Annotated in this window: 15 protein-coding genes and 1 pseudogene; 7 read left to right on the top strand and 9 right to left on the bottom strand. The window is 61.9% G+C overall.

The window, feature by feature from the left end:
- Positions 1-200: 200 nt before the first annotated feature.
- The 3 genes and pseudogenes from BM133_RS31245 to BM133_RS31235 form a co-directional block, all read right to left on the bottom strand.
- Positions 201-359: pseudogene (locus tag BM133_RS31245) on the bottom strand (IS3 family transposase); the annotation flags it as partial.
- Positions 360-711: 352 nt separating this feature from the next.
- Positions 712-2181 (bottom strand): M81 family metallopeptidase, encoded by a 1470-nt coding sequence (locus BM133_RS31240; RefSeq protein WP_093442876.1) that lies wholly within the window; start codon positions 2179-2181, stop codon positions 712-714.
- A 39-nt stretch (positions 2182-2220) separates the two neighbouring features.
- A complete protein-coding gene (locus BM133_RS31235; RefSeq protein WP_256219410.1) occupies positions 2221-3417 on the bottom strand; it encodes an aminotransferase class V-fold PLP-dependent enzyme in 1197 nt (398 codons plus the stop codon).
- 62 nt (positions 3418-3479) lie between these two features.
- Here BM133_RS31235 and BM133_RS31230 point away from each other — a divergent pair, with 62 nt between their 5' ends.
- Positions 3480-4316, top strand: a complete 837-nt coding sequence (locus BM133_RS31230) for an IclR family transcriptional regulator (RefSeq protein ID WP_093442872.1) — start codon at positions 3480-3482, stop codon at positions 4314-4316.
- 38 nt (positions 4317-4354) lie between these two features.
- On the opposite strand, the gene BM133_RS31225 is transcribed toward BM133_RS31230, so the two are convergent.
- Together BM133_RS31225 and BM133_RS35650 are read right to left on the bottom strand one after the other, a co-directional pair.
- Positions 4355-4744: a RidA family protein gene (locus BM133_RS31225; protein WP_371286370.1), complete on the bottom strand. Its 390-nt coding sequence runs from the start codon at positions 4742-4744 to the stop codon at positions 4355-4357.
- A gap of 912 nt (positions 4745-5656) precedes the next feature.
- On the bottom strand, positions 5657-5848 hold the full coding sequence (locus tag BM133_RS35650; protein WP_256219409.1) for a hypothetical protein: 192 nt from the start codon (positions 5846-5848) through the stop codon (positions 5657-5659).
- Here BM133_RS35650 and BM133_RS35830 point away from each other — a divergent pair.
- The 3 genes from BM133_RS35830 to BM133_RS31210 all read left to right on the top strand — a co-directional run bounded on the left by BM133_RS35830 (position 5841) and on the right by BM133_RS31210 (position 7959).
- Entirely contained in the window at positions 5841-6104 is a 264-nt protein-coding gene (locus BM133_RS35830) for a hypothetical protein (RefSeq protein WP_371286373.1), read from the top strand. The genes BM133_RS35650 and BM133_RS35830 overlap by 8 nt on opposite strands.
- A 28-nt stretch (positions 6105-6132) precedes the next feature.
- The gene (locus tag BM133_RS31215; RefSeq protein WP_177224999.1) at positions 6133-7182 is read left to right on the top strand and encodes a hypothetical protein; all 1050 of its coding nucleotides are present in this window, start codon (positions 6133-6135) and stop codon (positions 7180-7182) included.
- A gap of 66 nt (positions 7183-7248) precedes the next feature.
- Entirely contained in the window at positions 7249-7959 is a 711-nt protein-coding gene (locus tag BM133_RS31210; RefSeq protein WP_177224998.1) for a DsbC family protein, read from the top strand.
- 176 nt (positions 7960-8135) lie between these two features.
- On the opposite strand, the gene BM133_RS31205 is transcribed toward BM133_RS31210, so the two are convergent.
- From BM133_RS31205 to BM133_RS31190, 4 genes are all read right to left on the bottom strand, one after another.
- Positions 8136-9170: a succinylglutamate desuccinylase/aspartoacylase family protein gene (locus tag BM133_RS31205; protein ID WP_093442862.1), complete on the bottom strand. Its 1035-nt coding sequence runs from the start codon at positions 9168-9170 to the stop codon at positions 8136-8138.
- Positions 9167-9976: a transporter substrate-binding domain-containing protein gene (locus BM133_RS31200; RefSeq protein ID WP_177224997.1), complete on the bottom strand. Its 810-nt coding sequence runs from the start codon at positions 9974-9976 to the stop codon at positions 9167-9169. The genes BM133_RS31205 and BM133_RS31200 overlap by 4 nt, the downstream gene beginning before the upstream one ends.
- Positions 9977-9987: 11 nt before the next feature.
- Positions 9988-10839: a transporter substrate-binding domain-containing protein gene (locus tag BM133_RS31195; protein ID WP_256219408.1), complete on the bottom strand. Its 852-nt coding sequence runs from the start codon at positions 10837-10839 to the stop codon at positions 9988-9990.
- Positions 10840-10957: 118 nt separating this feature from the next.
- Complete coding sequence (locus BM133_RS31190) at positions 10958-11911, bottom strand: LysR substrate-binding domain-containing protein (protein WP_093442858.1); 954 nt, start codon at positions 11909-11911, stop codon at positions 10958-10960.
- Positions 11912-12023: 112 nt separating this feature from the next.
- On the opposite strand from BM133_RS31190, the gene metC reads away from it, so the two are divergent.
- The 3 genes from metC to BM133_RS31175 are packed head-to-tail and all read left to right on the top strand — an operon-like array spanning position 12024 to position 14629.
- Positions 12024-13190: a cystathionine beta-lyase gene (gene metC / locus BM133_RS31185; protein WP_093442856.1), complete on the top strand. Its 1167-nt coding sequence runs from the start codon at positions 12024-12026 to the stop codon at positions 13188-13190.
- A gap of 21 nt (positions 13191-13211) precedes the next feature.
- Positions 13212-13862 (top strand): amino acid ABC transporter permease, encoded by a 651-nt coding sequence (locus BM133_RS31180; protein ID WP_093442854.1) that lies wholly within the window; start codon positions 13212-13214, stop codon positions 13860-13862.
- The gene (locus BM133_RS31175) at positions 13859-14629 is read left to right on the top strand and encodes an amino acid ABC transporter ATP-binding protein (RefSeq protein WP_093442852.1); all 771 of its coding nucleotides are present in this window, start codon (positions 13859-13861) and stop codon (positions 14627-14629) included. The genes BM133_RS31180 and BM133_RS31175 overlap by 4 nt, the downstream gene beginning before the upstream one ends.
- Positions 14630-14665 lie beyond the last annotated feature (36 nt).

The raw sequence follows: 14665 nt of genomic DNA, 5'->3' as shown, positions 1-14665 counted from the left end.
CGTGCCTCTCCTTCACGACGATGGGTGATAGCTGAGCACCCAATTGCTCAAGCGTGGGCTCGGCGCGTGGAGCGTTCGGCGACGCACGGCCGAACAAGCCAGAGACGATTTGTTGAGGCCGAGAATCATGGGCGACCACCCTTGTTGAATTCCGCTGATCTCTGACCCTTCGGGGGGTGCGGATAAAACTTGGACTGGGTTTATGCCGTAAGTCCAAGACCTTCCCGGTATTCGATGGGGCTCAGAGAGCCCAGAGAGATCTTGATCCACTTCTCGTTGTACCAGCGGAGGTAGGAATCAACTTCTTTGATGAATTGCTCGAGCGAGGCGGCCTTTCAGTCCCGAGGGTAAAACATTTCGTTGGCCTTTTTAAAGAGGTCGCGCTCGAGCTGCAGTTGCTGGATGTCGCGCTGTAGAGATTCGAACTGGCACTCCAATTCCTCTCGCACTGGCACTGGCACTGGCACTGGCACTGGCGGAGCGTTGCTGTTGCGTTTCATCTGGCGCCAACACAGTTGATCTTCGAACTTGTAGGGTGACCTGTAGCCGAGTGTCGAGTGCAGGCGCTTGGCGTTGTAAACCTGTTCAATAGACCATGGCAGGCGGCGATTTCATGCGCGGATTCTGAGTGAACTGAACACCGAGGGCGTCGAGCGCCACTGCAGACAAGTTCGTACTCGAATGTTCGATCCTTCAAACTTCTTCGAGCATTCAGAGAATCAATTTTGGCGAGGTCTCCGCGTCTAGCGGCCAAAGCGGCCTGCCAACTTTGGTGTACGGAATCTTTGAGAAGTCGCTCACCATCGGTCCGTCAGCGTCGATAAACATCACGCGCGCGGCGATGGGCTCATACGCCGCAGCGAAATGGTTGTTCGACTTGAGCACCACAATCTTGCGTTGCCTAGGGTCGATGCCGACATTCGTGAACAGTTCCAGCCCCAAAGCCTGGGTGCGATGTGTCGTCATGACCACTTCTATCCCGCCGATGCGGATAGCCGCGCAGTCACCCAGGCTGTCTCTTGTGATCCCTAATGTCTGATAACAATCTCGCGCAAGGCCCACCACCTCGACCCAGGCATCGACAGGCACGCCCGAGGCGGCGCTGGTCTTTCCTCCAAAACGCAATTGAAAGCGGCCTCCGACCTCTGCCGTGAAACACATCTGCACAGCGATCGGATCCCACAAAGGTCCAATCACAGCATCCTGTGCATCGTGTGCGATGAGGGAACGCAGAATGGTCGTGTTGTCGCTGCCGGCGCCGCCTCCGGCATTGTCCGCGGGGTCTGCCACCACTACCGGCCAAGCCGTCGCAGTCAGAGCCTGAGTCACGCCGTCCTCCACCTCGAAGTACTCGGGCATCGTCTTGCCACGCATCGCCACGAGGCGCGCGCCGAGCGACGTGGCGGTCCTGTCGCCTGCGACCTTGTCGTTGTCCGTGATGACAAGCACTCGTACGCCGAGTTCAGGCACATCCCCATATGGAAATGAATGTCCGATCGAAATGGATAACACGTTGTCCTGTCCTTCCAACGCGATGATGTCATCGACCAGCGCACGCATCAAAGGCAGTGTGGTGCGGTAGCTTCCGAGCTGCTGGCAGTCAAAGACCGATGACACTGGCCTGACCTCGCCCCGAATCGTTCGCAGAACCAGGGTCAGGACCTCTTCCGCACGCTCCACGACGTCGGTGTGCGGGAACTCCTTGTAGAGAATCGTGATGTTGGCTTCTTTAATGCGTTGCAGTGTGATGTGGCAATGGGGATCCAACTCGACCCCGATCACGCAGTCGACGCCCACGATCGAACGCACGCGGCTCACGATGTCGCCCTCCACATCGTCGTACCCGTCTGCGACCATGGCGCCATGCAGCCCCAAGAGAACACCATCCAACGGCAAAGCAGCTCGAACTTGCGCCAGGATTTCGTCGCGCATCGTTTCGTAGGCTATCCGATTGGTGGTCCCGGCAGGGGATGCCCCAAAACAGCTGCCTTCGATGAGCGTAAAGCCGTCCAGCGCTGCGCGACGGCGCGCAACCCACAGCGGCGCCGTACAGAACTCCGGGTTCTCGACAGGGTGATCGCCAGGGCGCAGGTAAACGCCGGCCCTGTAGTCGTCAAGCGAGGTGAGTAGAGGTGAGAATGTGTTCGTCTCGGTCGCGAGGGACGCTGCAAATAGTCGCATTGCTGTATACAAGGTCGTAGTGAATGGAGTGCAGGGCGCTTAGTCCGGCCAATGGCTCAGCGCCATCGCTGTTCTGTTGTGCCTGTCCGACACCGGCGTGTGCCGCGGTAAATTGGCTTTGAGAGCCGCATCCAGCGTTTCGCCGAGGCGACTCGCAACGACGTGCTCTTCTTCCTCTTGCAGATTGCATGGATCGAGATCGAAGTAGCCTTCGTCGATTTCGTCATCGCGCACGATGATGGGGCGTTCACCCGTCGACAGGCTGTCGGCCAAATCCCAGGCGGTGATTCGGGCAGTGTCTGGGGAAACAAAGACGCGGAGCCGGCGCAGCGGATTGCCCGTCGGATCAGGCAGGATCTCGGCGCGCACTCCTGGGCGCTCCGCCAGCACGCGAGCCCAGAGCGCCAGATGAGATTCCTGGCGCGCCCGGTCGGGTGCATGGTCGCGTCGCGCCCACGCACGCATCGCAGCGATGGCGCCGTATATGCTTTCCTTGCCGACCTTCATGCCTCGGCCAATGCCGATGTTTTGAGCATAGGCGTGGCGGACAGGCACAACGCGTCCGGCTACGATACCGGCGGTGAGGCCTCCCATGAACTTGTGTGCGGAGTAAAGGCAGATGTCCGCGCCCGCTGCGAGGAAACTCTTCAGGTCATATTCTGAAGCGGCGTCCACGATCACCGGCACACCATGGGCGTGGCTTACCTCGACAAACTCAGCGAGCTCGATCAATCCGTACTGCACCGTGTGGTGCGAGACCACGTAGACGGCTGCTGCGGTACGCTCGGTAATTGCTGACTCGAGGTGATACCTGCGCGCGGTGGTGGCCTGCCCCACCGGCACTACGGAGGCCCCGGCGAGCCGGATGCTTTGCTCGATCGGCGCGCCATAGTTGATAAGGTGCCCGCTCTGGATCAGTACCTGCGATTTCGAGAAAGCCGACGTGTCGGGCAGGCGCTCGACCGCACCCAAGTCGATACCGGTCATCGTGCCGGCAACCGCCAGCGTGAGGCCCGCCGCACTGGAGGCCGTCACGAAACCAGCTTCGGTGTCGCATACGTCCGAGATCGTACGACTTGCGAGCTTTTGCAGCTCGCCGATCTCGACGAACTGCCCGAGGATGGCCGAGGCCGCGTCGATGGCCTGTGGCACAGCGATCGATGCGCCCAGCGCAGTCATCGTTCCCGCCGCGTTGATGACGAGCCGCAGGCCGAGATCGGTGCGAATATCGTTCATGATTCACTATCCTTGGCGCCAGAAGACAGAGCCTCCAGCAAACGTTCATTGAAGAAAGCCACATGCCTGCAGCGAAGCCCAAAGCGATTCACGACAACGCCGATGAAGCTGCGCAAACGCGCTCGCGTGTGAGCGGCATCGACCGCGCCTTGCAGGTGCTTGACTATTTGCAGCAGACGGGCATTCCCGCCGCACCGTATGCGATGGCAAAAGCCTTGGGGCTTCCGCTGTCGACCGCCTACGCCCTCATTGAGGGGCTGGTCGAGCGCAACCTTTTGGCACGCCGGGCCGATGGAACCTTGTGGCTGGGTGCGAGGCTCTACCGCTATGGCCTGAGCTATGCGCATTCGCTCGACTTTCTCGAAGTCGCGACCCATGAGATGCATCGGTTGCGCGATGAAGTCGGTGAGACCGTTCAAATCTGTACACGCGACGGCGACGAGATGGTGGTCATCGGCATGGCCGAGGGGCCAGGATCCGGGTACTTCCGGGTCAACACGCGTGTGGGATCGCGTGTGCCGCTGAACTGGACGGCGTCCGGTCGGCTTCTGGTCGGGCATCTGCCGGAACGCGAAAGGCTCTCGCTCTTCAAGCGAGGCGCAAAGCAATCGCATACCGGGCGCGCAGATACTGACCCCGCGCATCTCGCGCGCATGGCTGGCGATTCGCTGCTTGCACGCCTGTCGGTACAGCTTGGGGAGTCCGATTATTCGGTGGCGTGCATCGCTTCGCCAGTCTGCGACGCTTCCGGTGCCTGTGTCGCAACCATCTCGATCGTGCTGCCCGAGCAGCGCGCAGAAGAGAATCGGGCGCATTACATCAACGCCGTAAAGAAGGCATCGCTGCAGGTGCAGGCCACCCTAGGTTGGCCTGCGGCGCAAACTCAGTCAGCTCAGTAGGCTTGCCCACGGCTGAAGGGGCGGTCAATCTCTTCATTTCAATGCCGGATGGCCACAATGGCCTCGATCTCGACTGTGATGTTTCCAGGCAGCGAACCAAAGCCCACAGCCGAACGTGCGTGAGCACCGGCACTGCCGAACAACTCGACGAAGAGATCCGAGCATCCATTGATCACACGCGGATGGTCGATGAAATCGGGCATTGCGTTGACCATCCCCAGGAGCTTGACGATGCGAGTGACGCGCCCAAGATCGCCGAGTGCCTCCTGCATTACCGCCAAAAGATTCAGTCCCACAAGCCGGGCATCCCGGTAAGCCTGCTCGACCGTAACATCGCGGCCGACCTTGCCGGTCGAAAGTACACCGTCAGCGGTCCGCGGACCTTGCCCGGATAGATAGAGTACGTCGCCGTTGATGACGTGGGTCACGAAGTTGGCGACTGGCGGGGGAGGCGGCGGAAGCACCAGTCCCATCGACGTAAGACGTTCATACCTTGAGCCGTTCGGTGACGTCAGGGAATCGGATGTGGCAGGGAGTTGGGAGGGCGCAGACGCCGATACTGTGTTCAAAGAGACTCCAGACGAGTGTTCAGGCCAGATCGGCTAGACGGGGCCACTTGGCAAGGAGCAATCCCATGCAATCTCCTGTGAAGTCGAACCAAGCAACCAAATACGAAATATTCCATTATTATGGAATAAAGATATTTATTATGGAATATGCTAACGCAGCGAGTTTTGCGTTGCAAGCGGTTCATGCGCGTTGTTGCTCTCCGACTTCTGACTCGCGCTGAGGGCGGCGAAGAAAAATGTTTGCACCTAGCTGGAAGCAGGTGCAACCCCTATTTATCGGTTCCCGGCAATCACTGCGGCTTCCGCACCCGCGGCTGGCAAGGCCCGAGGCGACGAAATCCCTAAGACATCAACCAAGAAGATTTTGGAAATACCAAACTGGTGAAGGTGCACTCCGCGGCCCATCCTTGAGCGGTCTGATGGTGATTGCAGCGTGCGCCGGTGCTTTAGCGTGTTGATTTCCGCAGAGAAGTGCCCCGCGTTTCCGCTGACGCTCGAACCGCCCATACCTCAGAGCGCATATCTGCGATCCAGTACAACGGTACGCAGGTGCGGGTTGGCACCCGTTGGGGAAGGGGGTCAAACGAGCGTGAAAATGCACAAGTTGCGGCTCAAAGGTCGTAATTTCTATTACCAAGGTATTCAGAACTTCAGGAATAAGTTCTAGCCAACAACTTCATTTGCATTCAAATCAGCAAGAAAACTATCAGAAGGATAAGGAACGCCCTCTTACGATCCGACTCTTTAAGGATCAAACATGAAAACCTTTCATCAGTGCTTGATGGCGGTGCTTGCCACCTTCTGTTTTCTGATCATGGTCGCAATGCCATCCGGAGAGGCCTCGGCGAGTGGCGCGCTCAAGACATGCAAGGATTTTTTCCCCACGGGCAGCGGCCCCAACGGGGGAGCTAACAGCGTTGGAGCAACCTGCAAAAACTCTGCTGGCAATTGGGTCGTGAGCACAGTGTGGCTCCCTGGTTGTCTCGCAAACATGGGTGAAAAAGGGCCTGGACTTCAGCTTCAATGGGTGCGAAACGGCTTCTTTGATCGAAGCTGCAGAAATTGTTTCGTCGGCGCCGATCGCGACGCAGGATCGACACGGCCTTTTGCGTGCAACTGCAAGAGACGCGATGGGGGATGGCCCAATGAAGCTATTAATGCCCCAATCAACCTAGACGATCTCAGCAATCAGAACGGGCAGTTGGCTTGCCCGCTCTGAAAAAATGGCTGTACGCTATCCATCGCCAATGGTCTTGATCGGCACCGGTTTTGGAGTTATTTTTGGCTTCGGAATTGCTTTGATGACCTTCCCGAAAAAAGAAGAGCCAGTTCTTCTTTCGGCAGCAAAGAACGGCATCGACGTTGGATCCAGCCGGGCATGCGCGCCTATAGTTTACGCAGCAACCCCGCATCCGGAGGCGCCCCCGGGAGCGGCGCCATCTGCTGCATCGATCGACGATCTGATGGGCCAAATCAGGTCGCCCAACGCTGAATCGACTGCGAGTACGGCGATCGCGTTTGCCAAATTGAATGAGCTAGCGCGATCCGACCCGGCGGCGCTCAAAGATCTCATCCGCCGCCACAGCAGCCAGACCGACGAGGCGACAAAAGCTGCGCTCGCGTCCCTGCTGTCGAGCTTTCCCTCCTTGGAAGTGACGGATTCGGCGCTGAAACTCGCCCGGGGCGACGCCGCACAGCGCAAGGATGCCTACGACTTGTTGGGAAAACTGCCGAGTGCGGACGCGAGGGCATCTCTGGCAATCCGGCAAGCTCTGGAAACCGAAAAAGATCCGGCCGCTTTGAGTCGTGCTGTGGCGGCATTGAAATCGACCTCGGTGGCCGAGCCGGTGCAAAACCAGGCCATTCTGGCAAGACTAGGCACACTGACCAGAGATTCCGATCCCATTGTCCGCAGCGAAAGCTTGCGCGCATTGGCGCAATTGGACAAGGCCGGGGACATCGCAGAGCCGAGCGTGTATCAGATGCTGACGGATCAAAATCCGGATCTTCGCACTGACGCGCTTTTCGCCATTGCCGGCAGTCAATTGAAGTCCGACCGCATCAAAACAGCACTGATCAATTTGCTTCGCGACACCGGAGAAACTCCGGACTCTCGATTCATGGCCTTGCGCGCGGTGGAGAGATTTCCGATGACCGATGCGGAATATGCTACGTATAGCCAGTCCGATGCAGCATTGAATGCCGGATATTTGAATTCCGTTCTGGATCGAACTTCACCGGAAATCACGAGTGCTCCAAGAGCGGGTGGTGCGATTTTTTCTCCCTTCGGAAAATAAACTCCTATCTCTCTCAATGGTCGGGGAAGTTCAAAGTCCCATCGCGCCGTTTCATCGCCAAAAAAAATGAAGCCAAACAAAAAGTTTCCTTTATTGATGCTGGTTTTCGTGCTTTCCATCAACGCCCGGGCGCAGGAAAGCGTCATCCGCAAGAATCTGGAAATCCGCGTTCCTCTCCTTGGAAAAATCGACGAGGTGAGCAAAACACCCATCCCTGGAGTTTTCGAAGTACGAACCGGCACCGATGTGGTTTATACGGACAAGGCCGGGAAATTCCTGATACAGGGGCATCTGGTCGATACCACGCTCAAACGTGATTTGACCGAAGAGCGGATTGCCAAGCTCACCGCCATCCAATTTTCTGCGCTGCCCGTCGATGACGCCTTTACCGTCGTGCGTGGTGACGGCAAGCGCAAGCTCGCGGTATTCGTGGACCCGAATTGCGGCTATTGCAAGCACTTCGAGCACGAGCTTCAGAAGGTCGACAACGTCACCATCCACATGTTCCTCTATCCCGTGCTGGGGGCTGACTCCGTCGACAAGTCGCACAACATCTGGTGTGCCAAAGACACGGCCAGGGCCTGGAACGACTGGATGCTGCGCGAGCAGGCCGCGCCGGCAGCCACCTGCGATACCGGTGCACTGACGCGAAACATCGAATATGGAAAAAAGCATGGGATCGCCGCCACACCAACTCTGATTTTCGCGGGCGGCACCCGCATTCCCGGCGCGGTCGGCACAAAGGAAATCGAGAAATACTTTGCGGATGCGAAATAGGCTGTGGCGCGAGCCGGCGTCGCTCCCCCCGCCGAACGATCTAACGCAGGCTTTCCGGCACCAGCGGCTTCAGCTCCCAGTATGCCCAAAATGAGTCGCAGCTCGTTCATAGCGTGGGACGCTACATGCACCTTACTCGAACATTGGTGCGCTCGAACTCAAGACTCGTGATCGGCTCAAACGCGTGCGCGGCGCTCGCTCGCCAACTGGAAGATGCAGTCGCCGCGCTTGACCATCGCGATCGCGCGCTTGCAGATCACTTCGCCGTCGCCGGGGAAGTACACCGTCTCGGGTTCGCGCTTCGGGTGCGCCGGAAAGTGCACCAGCGAGGCGGGATCGCCCTTGCGCACCACCGCGCCCAGGCCCACCAGCGGCTCGTGCACGCCGTCGTCCATCGCGTACACGTAGTGCAGCTTGCGGTCGATCTGCATGAGGCGCGCGGTCGCCGGCGGCGCGGCCGGTACCAACGCGCCGTGCAGCAGGCCGATGTAACCCAGCAGGTGCAAGAGGCCGTGGCGGCCCTGCTCGACGAGCGCCGCATCCACGCCACCGCCGCCCCCCAGCTCGGTGAGAAAGCAGATGGCGCCTTGCGGCCGCGCGGCCGCCGTCACGTTCACCGGGTTGGGCTGGTAGAGAAAGGCGCGCGGCAGGCCGAAGGCTTTCAAAAGGCCCGTGACGCGCGCTTCTTCTTCGGCATCGCGCGGCTCCAGGCCCATCATGTTGGCGCCGTCGTACACGAGCGAGGTGCCGCCCGAGTGCAGGTCGATCATGTACTGTGCGCGCGCGAGCAGCGTGTGCTCGATGTAGTGCGCGATCACCTGCGAGGGCGTGCCCTGCGGGTTGCCGGGGTACAGGCGGTTGAGGTTGCCGTCGTCCAGCGGCGAGGTGCGGAGGCCCGCCTCGGCCGCGGGCGCGTTGGCCATCGGCATGAGGATGAACTGGCCTTTCACCATCGCGGGGTCGATCTCGCGAATGAGGCGCGAGACGATGATCTGCCCCTCGTACTCGTCGCCGTGCGTGCCCGCGGACACGAGCACCACGGGGCCTTCGCCGTTGCGGATCGATGCGATGGGAATCGGCAGCCACCCGTAGGCCGAGCGGTGCACCGAGTGCGGCAGGCGCAGGAACCCGATGTGCTTGCCGTCAGCATCGAGGTCGATGTCGCACTGGATGGGGTTGGCCGTTGTTGTCGTTGTCGTTGCCGCGCTCATTTCCAGGCCGAGCCCTTCTTCATGTTGCCCACCATGTCGAAGCCGGGCGCGACGTACTGGTCGGCGAGCTTCTGCAGGGTGCCGTCCGCGATCATGTCGCCGATGGCCTTGTCCATGGCCGCGAGCAGCGCGGGCGAGTTCTTGGGCACCACGGCCGCGCCGACCGACTTGATGGGCAGCTTGTTGACGGTCTTCATCTTGTAGCCGTTGAAGTACGAGTCCACGATGCTGTCGATGCGCCCGTTCACCAGGTCGTTGAAAACGAAGCCACCGCCGTCGTAGGCCTTGATCTCGGAAGAGGGCAGGTTGTTGCGCGCCCACATTTCGTTGGTGGTGCCCGCGCTCACGCCCACGGTCTTGCCCTTGAGGGTGGCCGCGTCCTGGATGTCGGTGTTGCGCTCATGCACCCAGAGGCGAAAGTCCTGCACGGTGTAGGGCACGGTGAAGTCGACCACCTTCGCGCGCTCGCTGGTGCGCGCGAGGCTGTTGACGACCACGTCGTACTTCTTCGCGTTCACGCCGTCGATGAAGTGCTTGAACTTGTCCGCGACGAAATCGACCTTCGCAACGCCCAGGCGGCGGAAGATCTCGCGCGCCACGGCCACGTCGTAGCCCGCGGGCAGGTTGTCCGCGCCGAGGTAGCTCCAGGGCGGGCTCTCCTGCGTGTTGGCGACCTTGACGACGCCGGCTTTCTGCAGGCGCGAGAGGGAGTCGTCCGCTTGCGCGGCGGCGAGCGATGGGCCGCAGAGGCCGGCTGCCGCGAGCGCGATCGCGCCCGCTGTGCGAAAGAGAAGGCGGCGCTTCATGGCTTGGCGCTTCATTGTTTTTCCGCCTGCTTCTCGGCCTTCGCGATCTCCACCGTCATCTGGTAGCTCACGCCGAGCCAACGTGTGGAGAGGCGGTCGATGGTGCCGTCCGCGCGCATGTCCCGCACGGCCTTGCTCACCGCCTCGCGCAGCGCGGGCTGGTTCTTGGTCATGGCCGCGGCCGACAGCTGGTAGGTGAGGATGGGGCCGACTTCCTTGATCGGCAGCTTGTTCACCGTCGCGTACTTCATGCCGCCGAAGTGCGAGCTGATGACCGCATCGATGCGGCCGATGGCGATGTCGTTGAACACGAGGCCGCCGTTGTCGTAGGTGACGATCTCCGAATCGGCGAGGTTCGCGCGCGACCACGACTCGTTGCTCGTGCCCGCGGTCACGCCGATGCGCTTGCCCTTGAGGTCGGGGCGGTCCTTGATGTCGTTGTTGGCGTTGCGAACGAAGATGCGGAAGTCCTCCAGCCCGTAGGCCGCGCTGAAGTCGACCTGCTTCTCGCGCTCCACGGTCGGCGTGAGGTCGTTCATCACGAGGTCGTACTTGCCGGCTTTCAGACTCTCGACGAAGTTCTTGAAGAGGTCGGCCACGAACTCCACCTTCGCCACGCCGATGCGCCTGGCCACTTCCTTGGCCACTTCGACGTCGTAGCCGGCAGGCTGGTTCTTGTCGTCCAGCATGCTCCACGGCGGGCTGGCCTGCGTGTTGGCGATGCGGATCACGCCGCTGCTGCGCGCGGCGGCAAGGAGGTCGCGCGGCTGCTGGGCCCAGGCGGCGGAGCTGAGGAGTGCGAGCGATGCGCAAGCGCCCATCAGGCTGCACAGCAGTGTTCGGCGAAGAGGTGTCCGGTTCATGGCGCTGTCCTGCAAGAAGGTGTGAATGAGCGCGATCTTGTCGGCGTCATCCGTCCGCCACAATCGGGCGCCGGTAGTTGCTCAATAACCTGAGCTTATGCACCAATCAGGGAAACCACTATCCCCTTTTAGGTGCCCGCTTCACCGAAGACACGGCCGAGCGGCCCAGCACCTCGCGCACGCGCTTCAAGTCCGCATCGAGTTGGATGCGCATCACGCGCAGCAGCTCCTTGGCGTTGTCCGACAGCGGCATGCCGGGCCGAAAGACCAGGAGCGAGGTGGCCGGAATGTCGAACACCATCGGCTTGAGCAGGAGGCCGCGCGAGATGTAGTCCAGCGCCATCACCGGATGCGCCATGCCCATGCCCACGCCCTGCAGCGCGAACTCGCACACCGAGATGGAGTAGGGCGTCTCGATCACCGGCCGCAAGGTCTTGCCTTCCTCGGCCAGCGCTTGGTCGAGCGCGCGGCGGCCCACGTCTTCGGGGTTCAGGGCGATGAACGGGTGGCTCGCCAGGTCGTCCGCGTCCAGGATCTTCTTGCGCGCGAGCGGGTGCTTCGCGTTCATCACGATGACGCCGCACACCGCGGCGAAGGGCGAGTGCTCCAGGCCCGTGACCGACAGCTCCTCGGCCATGAGCCCGAAGTCCAGCTGGCCGGCCGACACCTGCTGGTAGACCTCGCGCGAACTCATGACCTGGAACGACAGCTGGATCTGGCGCTCGTGCAGCCCGAACGCGGCGATCGCGCGCGGCATGAAGCCGGTGCCCAGCGCGGGCAGCGAGCCGATGGCCAGGCGCCCCAGGCCGAAGGACTTCAAGCTGCGGATGCGGTGCTCGATCATCTCCAGGCCGGTGAAGTAGCGGTCTACCTCGACCATGAGCGCGAGCGCCTCCTGCGTGGGCACCAGGCGCCCGCGCACCCGCTCGAACAGGCGCAGTTCGCAGGCGGTTTCGAACTTGCGCAGCGACTGGCTCACCGCGGGCTGCGACACCCCCAGCAGGTTGGCCGCCTGGCTGGTTGTGCCGGCGCGCATGACCGCGCGGAACACCTCGATGTCGCGTTTTTCCATCCATAACCTCTGCTTATTGAGCGACTCTTGCAGCCTGTTGAGCCGATAGGGCGGAAGGCGAATACTTCCATGGCACCGGTCGAGGACCACCTAACCTGAACGAATAGCATAAATGCAATCTATAGACCCAACTAATGTGGCGTTCGAGAGCCTTTCGCCCCCGGTGATGCGCGGCTCCACGGTGGTGTTCGACACCTTCGCCGACTTCGTGAACCGCAAGAGCCGCCAGCCCGACGGCTTCAGCTACGGCATCACCGGCACGCCCACGGCGCGCGGGCTCGAGCGCAAAATCGCGGAGCTCGAGGGCGGGCGGCACTGCGTGGTCACGCCCTCGGGGCAGTCCGCGCTCATGACCACGGTGATGGGCTTCGTGCGGGGCGGCGAGCACCTTTTGGTGTCGGCCGCCTGCTACGGGGCGCTGAAGACCTTCGCGCAGAAATGGCTCGCCGCGATGAACGTCGACGTGGAGTTCTATCCGCCGGCCATCGGCGCGGAGATCGAGGCGCTCATCCGTCCGAACACGCGAATGATCTGCATGGAATCGCCCGGCACGGTGACCATGGAAATGCAGGACACGCCCGCCATCGCGGCCGTGGCCCGGCGCCATGGCGTGCTCACGATGATGGACAACACCTGGGCGAGCCCGCTCGGGTTCCAGCCGCTCGCGAACGGGGTGGATTTCAGCATCGAGGCGGCGACCAAGTTCATGGGAGGGCACTCCGACCTCCTGATGGGCAGCATCAGCACGAACGACCACGCGCACTACGAGGTGCTGCGCGAAACGCAGAGCATCCTGGGCCAGCAGGTGAGCCCCGACGACTGCTTCCTGGTGCTGCGCGGGCTGGAGACGCTCAAGGTGCGACTGGCCGCGCAGAGCGCCTCGACGCTGCACATCGCGCAATGGCTCCAGGCGCAGCCGGCCGTCGAGCGCCTCTTGTACCCACCACTCGAATCGGACCCGGGCCACGCGCTGTGGAAGCGCGACTTTCGCACCAACGGGTGCCTCTTCTCGCTGGTGCTCAAGCCCGCGCCCGAAGGCGCGTTCCACGGCTTCTTCGATGCGCTGCGGCACTTCGTCATCGGCGCGAGTTGGGGCGGCGTGCACAGCCTGGCCGCGTACTACCCCGCGGCGCTGCAGGCCGACCGCGTCTTCCCGGCCACCGACCAGCCGGTGGTGCGGCTGTCGATCGGCCTGGAAGACACGGACGATCTGATCGCCGATCTGAAGGCGGCGCTTGCCGGCTACAGCTCGCACGGCAGTGCAGCGGCCGCGCGCTGAAGAATCCCAAGGAGCCCCACGATGATGGATCTGTTTCTGAGGGCGCTGCCCCTGCTCGAGAAGGCCGTGCTGGTCACGCTGGGCCTTGGGTTCTCGGCGTTCTTCTTCGGCTGCGTGCTGGGCCTTCTAATCGCGCTGGCGCGCATCTCGCCGTTCCGGCCGCTGCGCTGGTTTGCGTTCTCCTACGTGTCTGTGTTTCGCGGCACGCCGCTGCTGATCCAGATCCTCTTGATCTACTTCGGGCTGCCGACCTGGGGCATCGTGATTCCGCCGATTCCCTCGGCGCTGCTCGCGCTCAGCCTCTTCGCGGCGGCCTACCTGAGCGAGAACTTCCGCTCCGGGATCATGGCGGTGGACAAGGGCCAGTGGGAGGCCGCCTGGGCCATGGGCATGGGCTACTGGAAGACGCTGGTGCGCATCGTGCTGCCGCAGGCCTTTCGCATCGCGCTGCCGCCGGTGGGGAGCCGCCTCATCGGCCTCATGAAGGACACCTCGCTCGCCTCGACCGTCACCGTGGTGGAGCTCACGCGCGTGGCCGAGCAGATGGGCGCGACCACCTTTCGGTACATGGAAATGTTCCTGATCGTCGGGGCCATCTACTGGTTCATCAACCAGATCCTCACCATCCTGCAGACCTGGCTCGAAAGCCGCCTCTCGAAGCGCTACGCATGAACGACACGCTCAACCCTCCCGTACAGGTCCGCGGGCTTGCCAAGAGCTTCGGCGCCAACCAGGTGCTCAGGCACATCGACTTCTCAGTCGCGCGCGGCGAGGTCGTGGTGATCATGGGGCCCTCGGGCTCGGGCAAGACCACGCTGATCCGCTCGCTCAACTTCCTGGAGATGCCCGACCGCGGCAGCATCCGCATGTGCGGCATCGAGATCGCCGACGCGGGGCCCAGGCCCTCGGGCGAGACGCGCCGCAAGATGCGCGAGATCCGCAAGAAGACCGCGATGGTGTTCCAGTCGTTCAACCTCTTCGCGCACATGACCGCGCTGGACAACGTGATCGAGGGCATGGTCTCGGTGCAGGGCATCCGCAAGGCCGACGCATTGCCGCGCGGGCGCGAGCTGCTTGGCCAAGTCGGGCTGCTGGAGAAGGCGAACGAGTACCCGGGGCGCCTGTCGGGCGGGCAGAAGCAGCGCGTGGCGATTGCGCGCGCGCTCGCCATGAACCCCGAGGTGATCCTGTTCGACGAGCCCACCTCGGCGCTGGACCCCGAGCTGCGCGGCGAGGTGCTCAAGGTGATGCGCGACCTGGCCGACAAGGGCATGACGATGCTCGTGGTGACGCACGAGACGCGCTTCGCCAAGGACGCGGCGGACCGCATCATCTTCATGGAAGGCGGCGTGATCGTGGAAGACGCGGCGCCCGACCATTTCTTCGGTGCCGCCGCGAGCCAGCGGTCGAGGGATTTCCTGGGGCTGATACAGGACTGACTGCTCCTTGGAGTGACCCCCATCGATCTCTGACCC

Origin of the sequence: Variovorax sp. 770b2 (assembly GCF_900115685.1) — a bacterium.
Classification (GTDB): Bacteria; Pseudomonadota; Gammaproteobacteria; order Burkholderiales; family Burkholderiaceae_C; genus Variovorax.
Note: the sequence above shows the minus strand (reverse complement) of the source record. Positions and strands in the feature narration are given on the sequence as shown.